The 19,573-nt window shown below is 50.8% G+C and carries 15 protein-coding genes and 1 pseudogene; 4 read left to right on the forward strand and 12 right to left on the reverse strand.

Annotated features, from left to right (window positions below; genetic code table 11):
- Positions 1-103: 103 nt before the first annotated feature.
- Positions 104-910 (forward strand): phosphodiester glycosidase family protein, encoded by an 807-nt coding sequence (locus ACVHNU_RS14715; protein ID WP_473017633.1) that lies wholly within the window; start codon positions 104-106, stop codon positions 908-910.
- Between the two features lie 2 nt (positions 911-912).
- Positions 913-1,827, forward strand: a complete 915-nt coding sequence (locus tag ACVHNU_RS14720; protein WP_473017635.1) for a hypothetical protein — start codon at positions 913-915, stop codon at positions 1,825-1,827.
- Between the two features lie 472 nt (positions 1,828-2,299).
- Here the strand turns inward: ACVHNU_RS14720 and ACVHNU_RS14725 are convergent.
- Together ACVHNU_RS14725 and ACVHNU_RS14730 are read right to left on the reverse strand one after the other, a co-directional pair.
- Positions 2,300-2,674, reverse strand: a pseudogene (locus ACVHNU_RS14725) (response regulator transcription factor); the annotation flags it as partial.
- A gap of 82 nt (positions 2,675-2,756) precedes the next feature.
- A complete protein-coding gene (locus tag ACVHNU_RS14730; RefSeq protein WP_473017636.1) occupies positions 2,757-4,043 on the reverse strand; it encodes an OmpP1/FadL family transporter in 1,287 nt (428 codons plus the stop codon).
- Positions 4,044-4,397: 354 nt separating this feature from the next.
- Between ACVHNU_RS14730 and mprF the strand changes: the two genes are divergently transcribed.
- Positions 4,398-6,941, forward strand: a complete 2,544-nt coding sequence (gene mprF / locus ACVHNU_RS14735; protein WP_473017637.1) for a bifunctional lysylphosphatidylglycerol flippase/synthetase MprF — start codon at positions 4,398-4,400, stop codon at positions 6,939-6,941.
- Entirely contained in the window at positions 6,938-7,726 is a 789-nt protein-coding gene (locus tag ACVHNU_RS14740; RefSeq protein ID WP_473017638.1) for an AcvB/VirJ family lysyl-phosphatidylglycerol hydrolase, read from the forward strand. The genes mprF and ACVHNU_RS14740 overlap by 4 nt, the downstream gene beginning before the upstream one ends.
- A gap of 85 nt (positions 7,727-7,811) precedes the next feature.
- Here the strand turns inward: ACVHNU_RS14740 and ACVHNU_RS14745 are convergent, their stop codons facing one another.
- The 10 genes from ACVHNU_RS14745 to ACVHNU_RS14790 form a co-directional block, all read right to left on the reverse strand.
- Positions 7,812-8,426 (reverse strand): thiol:disulfide interchange protein DsbA/DsbL, encoded by a 615-nt coding sequence (locus tag ACVHNU_RS14745; RefSeq protein ID WP_473017640.1) that lies wholly within the window; start codon positions 8,424-8,426, stop codon positions 7,812-7,814.
- 40 nt (positions 8,427-8,466) lie between these two features.
- Positions 8,467-9,147, reverse strand: a complete 681-nt coding sequence (locus ACVHNU_RS14750) for a response regulator (protein ID WP_473017641.1) — start codon at positions 9,145-9,147, stop codon at positions 8,467-8,469.
- A gap of 743 nt (positions 9,148-9,890) precedes the next feature.
- Positions 9,891-12,008 (reverse strand): condensation domain-containing protein, encoded by a 2,118-nt coding sequence (locus tag ACVHNU_RS14755; protein WP_473017642.1) that lies wholly within the window; start codon positions 12,006-12,008, stop codon positions 9,891-9,893.
- A 144-nt stretch (positions 12,009-12,152) separates the two neighbouring features.
- Complete coding sequence (locus ACVHNU_RS14760) at positions 12,153-12,518, reverse strand: hypothetical protein (protein ID WP_473017643.1); 366 nt, start codon at positions 12,516-12,518, stop codon at positions 12,153-12,155.
- Between the two features lie 11 nt (positions 12,519-12,529).
- The gene (locus ACVHNU_RS14765) at positions 12,530-13,492 is read right to left on the reverse strand and encodes an MATE family efflux transporter (protein ID WP_473017644.1); all 963 of its coding nucleotides are present in this window, start codon (positions 13,490-13,492) and stop codon (positions 12,530-12,532) included.
- A gap of 84 nt (positions 13,493-13,576) precedes the next feature.
- Complete coding sequence (locus ACVHNU_RS14770) at positions 13,577-14,263, reverse strand: hypothetical protein (protein ID WP_473017646.1); 687 nt, start codon at positions 14,261-14,263, stop codon at positions 13,577-13,579.
- A 119-nt stretch (positions 14,264-14,382) separates the two neighbouring features.
- Positions 14,383-15,429: a fimbrial protein gene (locus tag ACVHNU_RS14775; protein ID WP_473017647.1), complete on the reverse strand. Its 1,047-nt coding sequence runs from the start codon at positions 15,427-15,429 to the stop codon at positions 14,383-14,385.
- Positions 15,430-15,446: 17 nt separating this feature from the next.
- The gene (locus ACVHNU_RS14780) at positions 15,447-17,981 is read right to left on the reverse strand and encodes a fimbria/pilus outer membrane usher protein (RefSeq protein ID WP_473017648.1); all 2,535 of its coding nucleotides are present in this window, start codon (positions 17,979-17,981) and stop codon (positions 15,447-15,449) included.
- 35 nt (positions 17,982-18,016) lie between these two features.
- Complete coding sequence (locus ACVHNU_RS14785; protein ID WP_473017649.1) at positions 18,017-18,754, reverse strand: fimbrial biogenesis chaperone; 738 nt, start codon at positions 18,752-18,754, stop codon at positions 18,017-18,019.
- Positions 18,755-18,836: 82 nt separating this feature from the next.
- Positions 18,837-19,397, reverse strand: coding sequence for a fimbrial protein (locus ACVHNU_RS14790; protein ID WP_473017650.1), 561 nt, complete (start codon positions 19,395-19,397; stop codon positions 18,837-18,839).
- Positions 19,398-19,573: the final 176 nt, after the last annotated feature.

Consider the following 19,573-nt stretch of genomic DNA (forward strand, 5'->3'; position numbering starts at 1 on the left):
TGGCGAGACGCCAGTAGGCTTATACATTACTATGCAGCGCGCTTTTTAGTGCCATCTGGACGATGTTCGGGTGGCGGAAGAAAAAATTTAGACAAGAAAAATAATGAAACGGACTTCACTCGCCGCACTCCTGATTTGCCTATTGGCCGCCGTTGCCACTCAGGCGCAGGAGTCATCAGCGCCCCAGGAATGCGTCGATAAACACTACCCTCTGGCAGGGGAAGCAGAAGTGTCGACACGGATTTGCGGCGAGTATCAAACGGTTACAGCCTACATTCCTGCGAACATTTCCTTCCTGTCAGTCCAAGATATCCGGAAGAAAGGTACAGCCAAGGAAATCTATTCTGCGATCGCGAATAAAAAAACTATTTTGATAGCAAGCGGCGGTTTTTTCGGCTTCAGATCTGATGGCGCTGAAAAGCCAATCGGCTTGATTAGATCTAATGGAAAACGTCTCGTTAAACTCATGGAGTGGGATCACGGCGGTATTCTGGTTTCAGACCGTAAAGGCAATGTGAAGATCATTCCAGCCCAGAATCGCAACCAGGCAGGCGCATGGTCGGAAGCGGTTCAATCCAAACCGATTATTGTTTACAAAGGCGCAGTCGACATCCGCAAAAATCCCCGGGATGCAGAATTCAACAGAGTGGCCGTTGGTTACACGCTCGAGGGAGAAATGCTGGTTGTAGGAGTTTTTCACTCGTTCAGCCAAGCATCCACTCTCTATGACTTCGCCCAAAAATTCAAAGAAATCGCAGACAGTCGTGGGCTGAAAATTCATAGAGCCATCGCTTTGGACGGGGGTGCCGGTGCTCAGATACACATCCCATCGAAGGGCTTACTGTTCGGCGACTCGGGAAGGTCGTACTTTCCAAACGCCATCAGAATCGACCGCTTGGCTGAGAAATAGCCATGTACGTTATGAGTAAGCAGTTAGCCAAAAAACTAACAATCTACGTAAGCGCCTTTGCATCTTGTGGCTCAGCCTTAGCTTGGTGCATAGCACATGCTGAGTCGATTAAAAATGCGGTGAGCATGTTTCAAACCCCAGATGCTGAGGTGAGAATTGACGCCGACTCGAAATCTTTAAATGTCGGAGACACGCAGGATTTAGTTATCAAAATCTACCCCACTGCACAACACAAGCTGCCACCAGGGACGGTGACCGTCACATCGTCCTCGAGCAGCTTGAAAGTGATTCCGACCGCAAATGCGGTGGTGGGTGAAATCAGCGGTTCGGTTCTCCTAAATGAATTCAAAGTGCGCGCGGTCAGCCTCACGGAGACTCCGATACAGGTCTCTGCGAGTTACCGCACTGGTGATTTGGAAAGAAGTTCGACTCCAATCACCTTCAGCATCACGCCCAATCTACCAACGCTGAAACCACACTTCGAACGGACGGATACGAAGCGAGTCATTCTCGCGGGAGAGTGGGAAATGGTACTAGGTGCAAACTCAGGCGTGCTAAAGCTCGTCCAGTCGGAATCCAAGCTCACGGGTTCATTTGATGTCCCTCACTACAAATGGAAGAGCGGAAGAATCTCAGGCAGCAAGGACGGGAACACCTTCCGTATGGATTTTTTGATTCCCTCCAAATCGGCCGTAGAACGTCTCTGGGTAGTAGGTGATTACGTCATCGAGAAAGAGTCTGGCAGCATTCAGATGCGCGGATGCGCCTACTATCTGCAAAATGCACCAGACCAAAGAAAGGAGACCGGCGCTCAAGGTCTTGATTGCTCCCCGGCAGTAAAATTTTCGACATGGAAAACGCTTCGTGCAGAGAAATTCATGGCCACTGCGAGCTTTGATTTTGGAAGCGATTACTAACGCCCCCTCTGGCTGCAAATGGAACTTGCGGTAGCAGTGGTCGGCTAACACAGGTAGAGACTGATAGATCTGCCGAGATTGTGGGGAGGTGGGCGCTGCTTTGCAAATGATGGATGCCAGATGGGTGCACGTCCCAGTGACATTACCGAGCTCCTATACTGATGCGTAAGCAAATCGAAAAAATTAAAAACCGAGGTGATCACCGAGCAAACTGAATTCCGCTTTGAGATCTGACCGGAGAACTCGAGGTCGAATGCTCTCATGCTCGGATTGGGGCCCCGCTCCTGATTCGATGTCGCTCTCAGGCGAAAGACGACCATGATGTAGATCAACTGTGCACGAAACCCATTGAACGCCCCCTTGCGGCGTTCCGCTACGATTTTTTCCCTAATGCAGCTCAGGCGCTCCCCCTTCCGAGCGATGCAAAACTGGCTAAGCAGAATTGAATTTACGCAGGTGCTTTCCCATTGAGTGCTCGGTGAAGCAGGACGCTCATTCGCGCATGCAGCTCGTCTAACCTGAATGGCTTGATCAAATAATCATCTGCTCCTGCCTCTTGGCCGATGACTTTATCTTGCCAGCTGCCACGCGCGCTAAGGATTAAAATTGGGAAGCGCTGACCACGAGCACGCAACGTACGTATCAGTTCGAGCCCACTCATCCCGGGGAGGCCGATATCAGTCAATGCCAGATCAAAGTCGAATCGCGCGATCAGATTTAACGCGTCCTCTGCATTGGCGACACTCTCGACTGCATAGCCTTCGTCGCTTAAGTAAGACTCCAGATAATTGCGTATCAAGGCATCATCTTCAACAACCAATACCCTCCTCGCAGAGCGTTGAATCATTCCAGGCTCCTCATGCAATCGCCGTGCTTCATCAAAACCATGTATCGGCCGCTCCATCTGACAGAGCGGTCGATTCAAAGGATCAGAAGCGGTAGGTGCCGCCCAAACCTAGTCCGCTAGCGCTGTTTTCATACTTGGCGTTGTAGGACGTCAGAGCATTGGCACGCTTGACCTTGACGGCCTCCTCTTTCAGGTATGCGTATGCCATGTCGATCGTCATGTTGGGAAGCACATCGTAACTGGCGCCGAGGCTAAAGATCGTCCGGTCACCGGTCGGGATTCGTGGCGACCGATCAACATTGTTGGTCGGTGCCTGGTCAAAAGTCAGGCCTGTACGCACCACCCACCGTGGGCTGATTTTGTACGAGGTGCCAACGGCGTACGCCCAGGTGTCGTGCCAGTTCTGCTCCTCCTTGATGGTGCCAAAAAGTGCGGCACCCAATAGGCCACTGCTCGCCACCGAAACGCCTTCATTTTTAACGGTGATGTCCTTCAGGCGACTCCAACGTGTCCAGGTTGTCCCGCCGTATACTTTCCACGCCTCATTCAAATCCTGGGTTACGGACAAATCCCAGGACTCAGGAGTGTCGATCGAAAGCGAGGCATCATAACGACCGTTGTTGAGGAGGCCAGCAGGCACGTTATTGCCTTTGGTCACCTTGGTATGGCCATCGAGTTTGTACGCAACTTTAGAGTGATAGGTCAGACCGACGCGTGTGGTGTCCGTGACCTGTGCCAGCACGCCGGCGTTAAAACCAAGGGCCGTGTCGTTTCCTTTGATTTGGACTTTGTTTGAATCACCACCGAATTGGGCCGGCAGATTGATTTCCGATTCCAAGACCCCCGAGATGCGGTTGATGGTCGGGCCAAAGCCGATAGATATCCGATCATTAAACGCGTAGCTGACTGTAGGCTGCAGTGCGATTGCCTCTACAGCACTCTTGTTGCCGAAAGCGCGCCCCTGGAAGCCATTTTCGTAGTCTGCCTTCAGACCGAAGGGAGCATACACTCCAAAGCCAACGGCCCACTCGTCATTGAGTTTGTTGGAGTAAAAACCAAAAGGAACAGCAGTAAGGGGCACCATATCGCCTTTGTTGGTACCACTAGAGCTACCGCTGACCTGGCTAATATTGGTCGACGCACTCAGGATGGTAACCCCACCTGTCACTTGCTCGCCTTGTAACCGCGCCATACCTGCCGGGTTGCCATACACAGTGCTGGCATCTTCTGCAGACGAAGACCTCCCCGCAAAACCGGAACCCATGCCGCTGATGCTTTGCTCGTTTAGTGCAAAGCCACTGGCAAATGAGTGAATCGAGGAAAGGGCGACAGTAAGACCCAGTGTTGTTTTAAGCATGACTTGCTTCATTATAATTTTAACTCCGTGATGATCTTCACCATGCAACCGGCCATGGCGTCGCAGGCTGAGCTAAGGAAACAGCCCTTGCTTTCGGCGAAACGAATCGTCTTGGAAAGGCCAGATCACCACAAAGTAAAAGTTATGATTTAGCGTCCCGATCAGTTGGGGGCGCGAACCATCTCACTCCATTTCATAGGTTTTCACCTACCGGACGAACATCAACCCAATAAGGTGTTGATCGACGTATAGGGCATGGCTGCCCGCAACCAGGAAAACTGTTGCTCGCCCCGCGCGGGGATAAGGAAGCCTCATGAAATGGAAGAACACTCGCAACATTGAGTTTGGCAAAAACGAGGCATTGATATGGAAATTCTAAAACGTCATGCCGGTTTGCTATTGCCTATTCTTTTGCTTTGCCTGGCCCTCTGGACTTTGACCCATATAGTCAGCGCTGTGACCTATCAGCAGGTCGCAAACTATGTGTTTGGGCTAGAGCTATGGCGTGTTGTACTGGTGGTCGCTCTGACGGCACTCAGCTATTGCGTGATGATTGGCTACGATTACAACGGGCTGGCATCAATCGGTCGCCAGTTACCTTTGCGACGAATCGGCCTGATTTCATTCATCAGTTTTGCCTTCAGCAATACTCTCGGAATGGCGCTGCTGGTTTCAGGTTCAATCCGGTATCGGTTCTATATCGACGCAGGGCTTTCTCCCGGCGAAATCACCAAAGTTATTTTGCACTGCACTCTAAGTTTTTGGTTGGGCCTGTGTGCGCTTACAGGCGTAACCTTACTGTTCGTTACCGTGCCGGCGAATCTACCATTTGCGCAATTGAGTCAGCCTGCGGGTTTCATACTAACGCTGGTACCTTTGATTTGGCTGCTCAGTCACCGCTTCAAATGTGCGCAGCTCAAGATATGGCGTAGGTACATTGAACACTCCCAGCATGCCAAACCCACTCGCCAGATTATTACCGGCGTACTCGATTGGGGACTAGCCGCAACCGTGCTGTACTTGCTTCTTCCAAGCGAGATAGGTAGTGGGTTTGGACATTTTCTGGTGATTTTTACCCTTGCACAAATCGCTGGCCTGATTAGCCACGTGCCAGGAGGAATCGGTGTCTTTGAGACGACCATTCTGTTGGGCTATGGGGCTACAGGTCACATCGGCCTTGAAGCTCCCATTCTGGGTGCCCTCGCCGCGTACCGATTGTTCTATTATTTTTTGCCATTGCTACTTGCAACAATATTTGTCTTCGCGCGGATGCTCCGAAGCCAGCGGAATACGACGTTGCTCGCGCCTTGGTTCGCCCAGTTATTGCCCCCATTTTTTTCCGTACTGACACTGATTGCCGGAAGTGTGCTTTTACTTTCCGGTGCCAGCGCAGAGCTTCACGAGAGAATGAACATCCTGCGTGACATCTTGCCGCTGCCAGTAGTGGAAATTTCTTCCTTCCTGAACAGCGTCGTCGGCATGAGCCTGTTGATTTTAGCTAGAGGCCTCTTATTTCGTCTGGACGCAGCGTATGTCATGACAATGGTCTTATTGGTCGCAGGCGCGCTGTTAGCCATGCTGAAAGGGATCGATTACGAAGAGGCCACCATACTTTTAGTACTGGCACTCACCTTGGCGCCCACCTATCGCTTGTTTTACCGACAAACTTCGCTGTTCGACCTGCGCTTGTCCCGACGCTGGATCACGTTAATCTGCGCGATAGTCGCCTGCACCCTCTGGATAATGCTTTTCAGCTACAAGCACGCTCAATTCACACCTGAAATGCTACTTGAGTTCAGCTTCCATCACGGCGGTGCGGCACGTGCATTACGGGCTCTGCTAGGTGCATTGCTTGTGGTTTCTTTGATGGCTCTGGCCATGTTAATGCGACCTCGCCCTGCCCGTCCCAAATTGCCGACAGATGCGGATTTGACACTTGCGATGCCGCTGGTCAAAACCCACTCATCCACAAACGCCCACTTGGCCTTAACCGGCGACAAAAGCCTACTGTTCGCGCCGCAAGAGCAGGCCTTTATCATGTACGGGGTGAAAGGTCGTAGCTGGATCGCGATGGGCGACCCCATTGGCGGGCCTGTCAGTGCGCGACGAGAACTGGTATGGACTTTTCGTGAGCAGTGCGAGCGCGCGGGTGCGTGGCCAGTCTTCTACCAGGTGCGATCCGAGGACTTCCAACTCTACCTCGAAGCGGGTCTGAAACTCCTTAAAGTTGGTGAAGAGGCGCGCGTTCGTTTGGCTGACTTTAGCCTTGAGGGAAAGTCGAAAAAGGTACTACGCAATACCGTCAATCGACTGTCTCGAGAAGGCCTGCGGCTGGAAATTGTCCCACGCGAATCGGTACCAGCCTTGTTACCACGATTGAAGGTTATTTCCGACGCGTGGATGACCGGAAAAAATGCCCGAGAAAAGGGCTTCTCTTTGGGGATGTTTGAGCCGCATTACTTGAGTCGCACCTCCATGGCATTGGTGTGGCAAGGGGAAGAAATCATAGCCTTTGCCAATCTATTTCTGACCGAAACAAAAGATGAAGCTTCGATCGATTTGATGCGCTATTTGCCCGACAGCACTGGTGGGGTTATGGATTATTTACTGATCGAACTCATGTCATGGGCCAAACAGCAAAACTACCAATGGTTCAATCTCGGAATGGCTCCTTTGTCGGGCCTGCAAAACCGGCCAACAGCAGTACGCTGGAGCCGTTGGGGGGCGATCATCTTTGGTCATGGGGAACGTCTGTATCATTTCAAGGGCTTGTACCACTTCAAGAACAAATTCGATCCTGAGTGGGAGCCCCGCTACCTCGCTGTTCCTGAAAACATCATATTGCCGATATTTCTGGCCAATCTTGCCAGTTTGATATCGGGCGGCCTGTCCGGGGTGATCCATCGATGAAACTGACCAGCGTTACAGCCCTCGCCGCTATTACGGCATTTTCTTTGACGGCTTTGTTGTCGCCGCCCTGGAATACTGGCGACATCGAGAACGCGACGATTGAGCTCCCTGCTTCGATCAGTGCCAACGATGTCAACGGTACCAACGATATGCTTGCAATTGTCTATTCAGGCGACGGTGGCTGGGCAGATCTCGACCGAGCTGTTGGAAATCAGCTGGCAAGAATGGGGACACCTGTTATCGGCGTGAGCTCACTTGAATATTTCTGGCATGGTCGCAGCGAGGAGAGATCGGCTGCCGACCTGGATGCGCTGATAGCACATTATCGAACCCAGTGGGGGAAAGAGCGAGTTTGGCTCATTGGATACTCATTTGGTGCTGATGTGTTGCCATCCATCATTAACAAGTTAAGCCCGGAAAGCAGGAGTCATCTCGCACATTTGACGCTGTTGTCACCAAACAAAGACGTTAATTTCGAGATTGAGGTCGAGGATTACATGAGTGTTGGTTGGGCGAAGGAGACTGTCCAGAATGTCCTTCAGTGGCTCAGGCCTGTCAAGCATTTCGATGCCTTGCCACCTCTATTGGCGCTGGAAGGCCATCTGGCCGTGTCCTGTTACTATGGCGAAGGAAATGAAATTGACTCGCTCTGCACCGACCCCAAGCTTGCGCGTTGGGTAACCATCGTGAAAAAGCCGGGCGATCATCACTTTGACGGTGAATATGACGGCCTCGCAGCGCAAATCAGCGCAGATTTAAGTGAACCGCTTTCGGCGACGCGCTGAGCCTGTTTCTTAGCAGTCACAGCCAAGATTCTTTCCCAGGAGAGCAGCAAATCACTCCAACGGTGATTGCTGCTGAGCCCTGACGTCAAAAGACAATACGTTCACGCTCCCTGTCAATTAACTCTTCAGCCAGGTTCAACATGCCCTGCGCTCCCCCTGCCGTCTGATCAAAACGGTATTTGCCACTAACGACCAGCGCCGGAACGCTGGTTACGTTGTAAAGTGCCGTTTTGCGAATTGCCTCGTTAACTCGAGCCTTTACGGTAAAAGAGCCATAGGTTGCTAGAAACTTCTCTCGTTCAACCCCATGCGCCTCCAAAAATAACGCCATAGTTTCGGGCGTGGTGAGCACCTGGCGTCGCTGCAGAGCTTCAAACACTGCCGTATGCACCGAAGCCTCAACCTTCATTACTTCAAGAGTCAGAAACAGTTGGCCGTAGATATTCCATACTCCACCAAACATTGCCGGCATCTTCGTAAACCGCACATCACTGGGTAAAGACGCACTCCAGCTATTGATCCGTGGTTCCAAGTCATAACAGTGACGACATCCGTAGGAAAACAATTCGACCACCTCGATCGGCGCCACCTGCGATTGCCAAGCGGAGTTGGGCAACTCCACGTAAGCCTTTTCCGCCTGTGCCCCAAGGGGGGCCAAGCACCCCATAATCAGGGCAATACTCAAAAGATGATGACGCATAACTGTCCCCTTAAGATTTTTATTAAACCAGCACCAATGACTACTCAACGAAGATCCGCTCGATCAACCCATTGCGTTGAGCAAGGATTGAGAGATGCAGTAGGGAGGGTAGCTTTAGTTTCGTCATTAAACGCATCTTGTATGTGCTGACCGTCTTGTGGCTTATACAAAGATGCTGAGCGATCTCTTTATTCGCCAATCCTTTTGCCAACAATATGAACGTGGTCAACTCTCGATTTGAAAGACTCTCGATCATTTTTCGCTCGTCAGCGGGCGCCTGCCATTTAGGCAGGCTTGGGTAAACAAACGTACTATTTCGCTCCCCCGTCATCATCAAGTTGATGGTATTCATCATCTGATCAATACCACACGTTTTATGCAAAAAACCAGAAGCCCGAGCTATTTGACATCGATCGTAATAATGCTCTGCGGGAAACGCAGTCAAGGCCAGAATTTCAACTGATTCATTATGCGCGCGGATTCTAGCTATAAGATCCAGACCTGACAGTCGAGGTAACTCCACGTCCAGAACGACCAAATCCGGATTCTGATCACGCACAAACGTCAAGCCGCAAACGCCGTTATCGGCTTCTTGCACAGAGGTGAAGCCCACTTGGCTTAACACTGTACTGATGGCTACACGCATCAAGGGGTGCTCATCAATTACGATCGCTTTCATTTTTACCACCATCATAAATAAAAAGAGCAAGACGAAATCCATAATGCAACGACCAGAAAACTAGGCATTGTCTCGTCAATAAGAAAATAAAAAATAGTGATTTATCGACTGGCAAATTTCCTGCCGTCGCGAGACATATATTCTAATCTAGAATTATATGAAGTTTTCGCAATACTTAAATATCAGCACCCCATCACAGGCCAACACCGGCGACTCGTACTAATATCGGTATCTGAAGATCGGAGGCTCACTTGGAGTTCATTGGAAAGGTGGCAAGGGACTAAACGATCCTATTTAGAGCAATACAGATTTTGCCCAACGAAGAACAAAACACATCGTACCGATCGAAAATGACAACCCGGCTCACGAGTCCGGGTTGCCTCGTCAACCTCCCCCCTCACAAAAGGAAATCGACGATGGCGAACATTATGCATACCGTTCACGCGACGTCCACGCATCACTTTGTTAAATTAGCTAAATCAACATACGTTTATTAATTTTCACAGATTCACTAAATGATAATCCTAGAAATGGTGTACATGGCAAACGCCATAGAGCTCACTACAACAAGGACTCCAACAACATCAAGCAGCTTCAGAATCAGCTCGAAAAATCTCACGAAAATTACTCTCTTTGCAAAAAACCACGTACAGAAATACGTCGCCAGAGCAAAAATTAAAAATCAATTACCTTCAATTTCTTTCGTTTAGCCCCCTCCACGAAAAGTCGTTTTTATGGCGGACGCACATGAGCTTCGCCATTTTTTTGATTTTTCACCAAGCGAATTAAGTACCCAAACCTGTACAGTCCTGCTCTCCGCTCTCCTCGAAAGACGGTGCGTCACGACGATAAGGTGTCAATAACTCGTCAAGAGTTATACTTGGCGTTTCCAGAAGCAAATCTAGACCTAGGCAGAAAAGATCCGCGACGGCCTTAATCTGTTCTTCTTCGAAATAGCCGTTGTCGTAATCCCACCGGCAAACCAAGCTGTCATCATGAGTCTCCACTGACAGTATCATTGGGCAAAGCATCTGCTGCACACCGCAGAGTTCCACTGTTGCCTCTAGTTTTTGCAACTTGAACGTGTGGAAATGCTCAAACACAAACATAAAGTCAAACATTGCCTTGCTGGCGCAAAATCGCAGGTCTTGCGCCACGTCCACCAATGCCACGTCCTGGCATCCTAGGATTTTTCGCACTACTTCGCTCTGCCGATACAGTAGCACTGCAAGGGTAAATGCTCCGTCGAGCGGCGTCGGCATCAGTAATGTATTGGAAAACTGTCCCAGTACAGGGTTGAACTCGGCCAGAGGACGTCGAGAAACGGTACAGGCCACCCTTGGGTGGAACGTGTCCGTCAATGCGTGCAGACCCCAAGCAAAAATGCTGAACAGCACTTCAAAACGGTTGACCTGATATAGGTTGCAGATTTGATGAAGCGCCATGCAACGTCCATCATCCAGAGTTTGCTGATATGTCTGGGCTTCGGCGGTGAGCGATGTTTGCACCATGGGCGCAATCGACGACGTTGGTTCGTAACCACGGTACAAATCTGCGAGTGCTCTGCGTTGGAGGCGGTAACGCAAATCCTTATGCCATTGGAATTGCCAACAGCCGAAGTCCAGTGGGCCCAAGTTGTTAACCAACGCCGCGCTCTCACGACCGAGCACAACGTCTTCGTAGAGGGCGCTCAAATCGTCAAGTAGCAAGTTCAGCGATTGCGAGTCGATCACACTCTGATGCACGTTCACCAATAATCGGGCGCCCCCCTCCCTAATTGGCACCAGCCAGGCCTTTACCAGACTGGGGGTGCAAAGATCGAACGGAGTCGCGAATACTCTTTCAGCAAAAACCTGCCAGGTGTCCTCGATAAAATGTCCGACAGGAAATCTCCAGCACAACGTCCCACATTCAGACACCACTTGATCAAGGCCATTGGCTCCCAATTCAAATGAGGTGCGCAGCGCTGCGTGTCGCGCAATTAATCGCATCCAAGCGCTATCCAATGCCTCAAGTTCAACATCCGCTGCCAAATTTAATATCAACGAAAAGTTGTAGGCAGTCGACGTAGGGTTACTCTGTTGATGCAACCACAAGCGTCGCTGCTCGGCGGTTGCCGGCTGACGCCCTGCATCACTCGCCACTGTTGCTGGAGGATACCGCTCAGCGTGCCTGCCATTGAGCAATTTACGTGCGCCAAGCTGTGTATTTTCAAGGGCAAAGGCGTCTATCTCTGCACGCATTACACAGATATCTCCCCTGAGCAGATATGCCCACCATTGCAATCCACACATATCAACTACACGGTCGGATAATCTGCCAACAGATGAAGCCGTTGACCAAGCCTCTGTCTGTATCAGACGCAGTACATCCTGCTCCGCGATCCTCACGGGCCGAAAAGTACCTGCACACCCCAGCGGGTAGACCTGGAACATGACGTCAACCATCACCTTGGCAACTGGCAGCGATAAAAGCGGCGCTGTCGATAACAACGCGCTAACCCCCGCCTGCCAAACACCCGGTATCAACTTCCTGTTGATGATATGTCCGTAGACAAGCACTCCGACGCAGTCGGCATCAAGCAGCGTCTGGCATTGTTGATCAGTAGTCCAACTTGTCTCCAGCGACACGACCACTGCACCAACCTTCAACATTCCGAGCATTGCAACGAGCCGTTGCCAACCGTCAGGCATGCAGAGCGCCACCGCCTGCCCTGGCTGCACACCGAGGATTGTCAGTCCATATGCAATGCGTTCGCTTACCTTGGCCAACTCCGAATATGTGAGATAGAACTGCCCATCAATGACCGCGAGCGCGTCAGGCATTGTTCTGGCCTGATCAGCGAAGCGGCCAAGCAAAGTCCTGAATGGCGTTGCATGCATTGCATCCTGCACATGGCCCATAAGCTCCTCCTGAGAATGCGCCCGGGTCGAAGCCCCAGATTCAGAAGAATAAAGACCATGCACATGAGGCTACGAACAACTCAAAAAGACTGAATCAGCTCAATCAATCGTGCGGGACTCGCTCCTGCACTACCGGCCCGGCCCTTAGAAAGCGGCTGCCTTATCCTTCGCAGATAGTTGCCGGACAACCATCCATGCGACTCCTGCTGACAGCACCACCGTCGACAGCGGCAGGGCCAACCAGATTCCAGTAACGCCTAACCATGATGCTAAAGCCCACAGCAGTGGCAGTTGTACAATCAAATTGGCGGAGGTGATCAGCACCGCTCGGTGACTATCGCCTATGGCTTGAAAGTAAGTGGCAGCAAGTACCAGAAGACCATCCAGGAACAACGCAAAAAAATGTACGCGAATCGTGCGCACGGTGATCTCTGCCAACGCGCTCTCCTCACCATTCGTAAATATGCGGGTCACCATGTTTGGAAATATCGAAATCGATACCACCAACACTACTCCAATCGTCAGGATCCATTTAAGCGCCAGAAAAAAACCTGACGCACGGGCGCAAGCAAACCTCGACCATGAAAGTAGCTGGCAATCGGTTGCATAGCCAACGCCAGACCTTCAGCGAGATAGTAGTAAATAGTCATGATATAGCCGGCGATCGCAAACGCCGCCACATGCACGGAATGGCCGTATTTCATCAACGCACCATTGTGCGCCATGGCGACTAAGCTGGCGTATACATACATCAATAGGCTCGACAAACCATTGCGCAAAATCGCATAACACTCGCGCAGATCCAGAAGCGGTAAAGGCCGTTTGATGCCTTTCAAAGGCACTGAGTTGTGCCGGGAAAACAGAAAAGCGAGGCCAATACACACCGTGGCACTTTCGCCAATCATTGTGGCCAACGCCGCGCCCCTCAGCGACCAGTCGAAAAGCACGATAAACAGGTAGTCCAACAGAATATTGAGCGACGCCCCGATCACCATCATCATCGTCGCCAGGCGCGGCGCCCCGAGATTTCTGACCCAGATCGGCAAGGCGATACTGGCCATCACAAACGATGCCGAAGCCCCCATGACCGCCAGATAATCAACCCCCAGCGATAGCACTAGCGCATCGGCCCCCTGCAACACCAATAATGCCTGGCGTCCCGACAACACGCCGATCGCCACCACACCACCCAATAAGCACAGCAACCATAAACCTTGCGAAAGTAGGTACGCCCCCTTTATCAAGTCCCCTTGCCCTTGAGCCATCGAACAATACGTACCGACACCGGTTCCGATCATCAAGCCGACACCAGCCATCAGTCCAACCCATGGCCAAGCCATGTTGATAGCTGCCAAACCCGGCGCACCGACTATTTGACCGATGAAGATGCCGTCCACCACTTGATATAGCCCGCTAACCAACATCGCGATAACCGTAGGCCAAGCGTAACGCCAATAAGTGCTCGGCAATTTTTCGGGATTCATCAAGATTGAAGTTGGAGAAATCAACGGAGCGAGGGCCAAATTTAGAAAGCGAAAAGCCTAAAACCTTGAAAAACGCACAAGTTTCTAGGCGAGTACTGGCATGGAACTGCCGGGCTGCGGAATCAACTCGAGAAATCGTTCAAATAAACGCTCCAGATAGATATGCGACACGGTTGCTCCATTAAGATCCAGACCATATTGCCGGTACACTTCTACCAATTGGTCATCGTCCAAATGGGCAATTTCCTTGCGACCAAACAAAGCCCCCGCCACACGCCAACGCCCGTCATTACGGATAAAATTCTCGAGCTTCTTAAGTCGGAAAATCGCTGAGTTAATTGACACCGGGCAGTTAACGACGGATGCGTGATCCCCAAACAACAAAGCATTGAAAAATAGGTAATCGGCGTCATTGGCTTCAGCGTCCCTCGTGATGATGTTCAGCAGCAGCGATAGCGACTCGACTGCGTGTAGCGGGCAATTTACCCCTAGCGGTGGCACGTCAATCTCAGGTAACTGTTCGCTGCCGCTGGCGACGACTTGAAAGCTGTCCAGCAGTGTGTAGTCAAGACCGGAACACCCCGTGAAACGACAAACGTGCTTAAACACTTCTATCGTAACGACAGGTTCAAGGTCGAACAGTATTGATATTCCAGAATCATCGGCAGTGAACAGAAACAACGTAATACAATCCTGGTAAATCGTGCGCCCTTGGAAGCTCCCTGCGCACTCCCAGTCCGCGGGGAGCGGAAAGGTCTCGCCTTCTTTCATGATGATCCCTTGGCCTCCAAAATATTCACAACAAAAAAGAGCGCAGAACTCTAAGAGAACGCGCCGTTTTTGAGGTGTGAAAAATGCTTAATGGATTATTTGTCGCAGACTTATTACAGCTACTGGTAATTCAACGTAAACGTCGCGGTTGCGTCAGCGGCCCCCGCGGTCGGGGTTTGCCCCGCTAACTGAAGGTATCGGGCTTGCAATGCAATCGTGTAACTGGCATTTGAAGCCAGGGGTTGGATGCCGCTGTCCATAACCGTAGCTAGCGGCAGTGTTTGTCCGTTGGCAAACGCCACTTGCAGGCCTACGCCTTGGGCAGTCGCAGTAGATCCGCCTGTGTTGAGACTTAGCACTCCGTTGGGAGCGTCTGCTGCAGTCTGTACGGGGTCAATTCGAAATGAAATTTTATTAGCATTCTGCGAAATAACACTGCCACCACCCAACAGTGAGTAGGTGCCGTAAAAACCTGGGCAGTTGTTCAGCGCAATGTTGAAGCTTTGCCATGGTGTATGCCCCTCTGAAACAATGTGGTCTAGGCGCTGAATGCCCAGCGACACCGTTACGTCTGGTGTTTGGCAGGTTTGTGACACGATCCTCAGTTGGCCTGACAAGTTGGTAGTGAGTAAAGGTGTTTCCAGATTCAACAGACCATAACTGCTGAGTACCGAAGGCAAGCCACTTCCAAGTACGATGCCCGGCTGTACCACACCTATCTTGATAAACGACACTGTCAGGCCCAATCCACCTTGGAGGTTGAACAGGCAAGAAGTGATTGTGCAGTTCGACTGAGAGACCCTTGATGGGAACGATGAAAAGCTGTTGTTGCTGTCCAGAAACCGAACACCTATACCCGCCACGTCTGTGGCATACACATCCGATGCGTAACTAGAAGGGGTAACCGCGCCCGCGAGGGTTTTCAATAACTGGAATGGCATCAAGTTGAGCAAACAGTTGACTTTGATCCCGCTCCCCAACGTCAGATCCTGTCGGTACACTTCTGCGCCGATGGGTACATCCCTGCCAACCGTAATTTGCGTGCCACCAAACGGCACAGTGGCACTGCTTGAAGAGGAACTATCTAGCAGACACGCCATGGCGCCGCTGGAAGCCATTAGAGCACACAGCGCAACGCCGTAGTGCATACATGTTTTACGTAACATGGCATATCCTCGAAGGGTTATCCGTTCGGCGCGCAAACTGCGTCAAGTTGTTTTGATGAGTCATCATTCTTGGCGAGCGTGGCGAGCGAAACGACACAGCGCTGTGTCGAGTCCGGCCCCCAGCTGACTAGCAGGCGCTCTGTTTCCTCTGGAACCAAGGCATACAGCTGCCCGCCCTGGCCGACAAGACCAAGCGAATTGCCGGCGAAATCCTTGACTGAAGCACCAAATGGGACAAGCGCGCCTTTTGCCTGCTTAACTTTGAGCAATACCGTTCGACCGGTATGGGTAACAAAATCAACAGCCATGACCGCTCCGAAGCGGGGTACCACTTTGCGGCTGGATCCCAGTACCTCTACATCCAAGGAGGTTCCGCGCGTGTCGATGCCAACGTCATTGAACTCATAGGGACGCAGATAAGGCACAACAGCATTGCCCTGACCGTCCAGCTTCACGCCTGGATACCCAACGACCTGTGCGCCTTCTGCACCTGGGGCACTCACCACGGCGATGGTGTCGCCGTTGTAGGGCGAAAACGTAACACCTCGCGGATGGGCGACCACTGACCCAGACGCAGTCAGACCGAAATTCGCATACCCGGTGCCCTCGTTGTAACTGGCCCCGGTATTGACACGACTACCCAGGTATTGCCCCGACAATGAACCACCAGAGGTACCCTCCCCATCCTCGTGTTGTACTCCGACACTGTAGGTGTACTGGTCGTCCTCGCCCGCCATGCCACTCAGGAAAGCATTTTGGTAAAAGTTGCCATCAACATCGCGCCCAACACCCGCCTGTACTTGAGCATAACGTCGCGAACCAAGCTCCAAGGGCATCGAAAGCGTAAGTAAATAATTATTTTGCATTTGGCCGAACCCGGTTCGGCCGCGGTTGGCATTCAACGTAATGGCCACCTTACTCACCTGTTGACCATAAGTAAGCTGATACTGCAGATCACGCCCGTCATTGTTCCAGTAACTTTGGCTATAAGCAGTGGCGCTGACTTGGCCCCAATTTCCCAAAACCTGATTGACCGATGCCTGTTGGCGGTTTTTTACACGCTGAAAAACGCCACCGGCCAGTAGATCCTGTTCGAACTCGATACGTTGCAACGCATCGGTCAGGCTTTGTGAACCTTTGGAGGAATACCAATAAGAAGAAGCCGTAAAATAGCTGCCCGTGGATAGCATCGCTTTGCTGTAAAGCAGTCGCAGGTTTTCACCCTGTTCGACGCTGGATTTGAATTGAGTCCGCGACTGAGTCAAGTCCAAAGACATTGCACCTACTGGGGTATTGACCGCAACGCCCGTCAACACCGCCCAGTAGTCATCACTGATCTGCACCCCACCCTCACCGGTAAACAGATTACTGAGCCCGTGCTGGTACGTGCCTTGCAAAAAAGAAGGCGAGCCATCAGTAAAACTGTTGCGTACTTCACCCGCCGTGACACTGAAACGCGAGACGCCAGGGCGCAGCAATTGGCTGACTGCTGCGTTGGCTACGACGAAGTGCTGCTGACTGCCATCTGCTTCATAGACGGTTACATCAAGATCACCACCGTAACCGTTGGCATAAAGATCATCGATGGCAAAGGCGCCAGGAGACACCAAGGTTTCCAGCACAATGTTATTGCCTTGACGAATGACAACCCTTGCGCCCGTTCGGGCAATGCCACGGACTACCGGCGCATAACCGCGTAGAGACTGCGGTAGCATTCGATCATCGGTGGACAACTGAACGCCGCGAAAATTGAATGAATCGAACAAATCACCGAGGGTATATGTCTCGCCTAGAGTGAATTGGCTTTGCAGTGCTGTGATGTCGCGCTGGACATAGGTATTGATGTCCTGCTTCGTGATGCCGGAAACACTTTCTTGCCAAGTCAGCGATCCGTTGTAGCGGAGGCGCCATTCCCCCACGTTCAACCCGGCGTCATAACCCAAATATCCCGAGTCACTCGAGAAACCTTTAAGAGCACGCGTGGCGTTTGCGTTGTAAGACAGGATACCTGCCGTCGCTCCGCTACTCCAAAGCTCCGGATTTACATAACCGCGAGCGTCACGGCGCATTGATGCCTGAGGAACGTTGATTTTCAGTTGCAGCGTCTTCATATCAAATACGACACTTGCATCCCTCACCAAACGAGACATAGGGACACACGCATCGGTGTCTTTATTATCGAACACATCTGAAGCAATCGAGATGCCTAACTCATTCAGCAACGCCGAAGTGAAACAAGGAACAGGGTCACCTTGTTCCTGGGCGATAACATGAATGTTTTTGCGTCCCATAGGTTGCTCGTTGACAAATACGTCAACACGATAATCACCCGGCAGTATCGCATTGCCGGCTTCATAAGGAGTCAAATCAAGATTCTCCGACCCCTCTGGCAACAATAAGTTGTTGAACTTTACTTGTTTTGCTTGAGCATCGGATTCACAGAATGGTTGCATACCGACTACAACTATCCATGCCATAATTTTTTTTGAGCTTTTTGATATATACAAAAAACGATCAAACCTTGCAACTTCTAGGCGAAAAAAAATAGTCATCCGTTACCCGTCTGCGCGCTTGATTGCAGTGAGTGTTACTTAGTCAGTGGCTGGGTATAAGGAACATAGGCTCCCCAATCGTTGATAGCAGTAAAACTCACCTGGGCCCGAGCACTCGGGGGTGTCTTCAACGAGGGCACTGCAAAACTTCTACGTGCGCCAGGTGCAACCATGTCACTCACAACCGAGTCTTTTTTAGTGCCATCAACGATATCTACATCACCCATAGAAATATGATAGGCGCTGGGATTGAAGACTTGCAAAACAAACTCTTTACCGTGAGGCAATAATTTCCATTGAAGTGTGCCTACTGCATCTACTGATGTTCCCTTGAGATTTTCAGGGCGATAAAATACTTTTATCCTTGATCTGAACGCCAATTGCAGAAGACTTTCACCCTCCGCGGCCTCAGCTCTTGCGGGAACTTCAAGAACATTAAAGTAGAAAACCGACTCTTTATTTTTCTCTAACGGCTCACCCGAAAACCTGAGACGAACACTTTGCGCAACATTAGCATCCATTCTGAAAATAGGTGGAGAAAGAACGAAAGGGGCAACCGCATTATTCGGCTTCGAATTAATATCACCATTATCCATCCAGCTTTGAACCAAAACCGGAGTACCACCGTTATTATTCAACGTTACAGTTATTTCTTTTTCTTTCTCTGGATAGATTAATCGTGTCCCTGCAATAACCACACTGGAATAGCTTGAATTGCAAAACATTGAGGTCAGTAACAACAACGTGCTATTGAGAAATAAAAAACGCCGCACCGTAAGCATCCCCTTTTCAACATTAGATTGCGCTTGCCCCACTGCCCCTACAGCACAGCAAGCGCAAAATTTGCGTCAAATATTATTGATAGCTAATGGAATACGTGAGGGTGCCTGAAAAGGCCCCAGGAGTGACAGGCACTGCTTGAGCGACGTATTGAACCGTGTAAGGAATCAATGCTGCCCCTCCTGCCAAGGTTGTGTAATTGCTTGGGGCGATCTGATCTGAAGAACCCAAAGTAACCTTATTACCCGCGGAATTGAGGATCTGCACGCCGACGTTAGTAGGATTAGATGTCGCCATGTTCAATAAGGTACCATCCGCTGCGACACCTGACCCCTTTTCAAAAAAGACCGTAGCTTTGGTTGCTGCGGTGCCACTGGTATTACCACAACCAGTCAAGTTGAAATTGAGTGCGGTATCGCCTTTGGTTGAGCCTACGCTGTTCAGCGTCGAATCGCTGACAGTTGGCAGTTGAACGGTATTAATACCCGCCTGGACATTATTAACAGAAATCGTACAGGTTTCCGCCGTGATAGCGCCGGTAAATTGGATCGTGCCATCCGGAGCGCCAGTAGCGTTAGCGCTCTGAAAAGCGGATGCAGCCATCAACAGCGATACAGCAAATACTTGATTTTTCATTTTTGAGCTTCCTTCACAATAAATAAAATCATGCCAATACATTCTCACTGCAGAAAACCATGCCACGAGATGCACAACCAGTAGAACAGTACTTTCTTTCTTAGACCAATCAAAAAACATCAATCACGCCCTTCTGCCAGAAGGACAATACCTCCCTCTAGTCCAACTCTAAAATC

It is taken from the genome of Pseudomonas sp. Ors-4-3C, assembly GCF_055755035.1.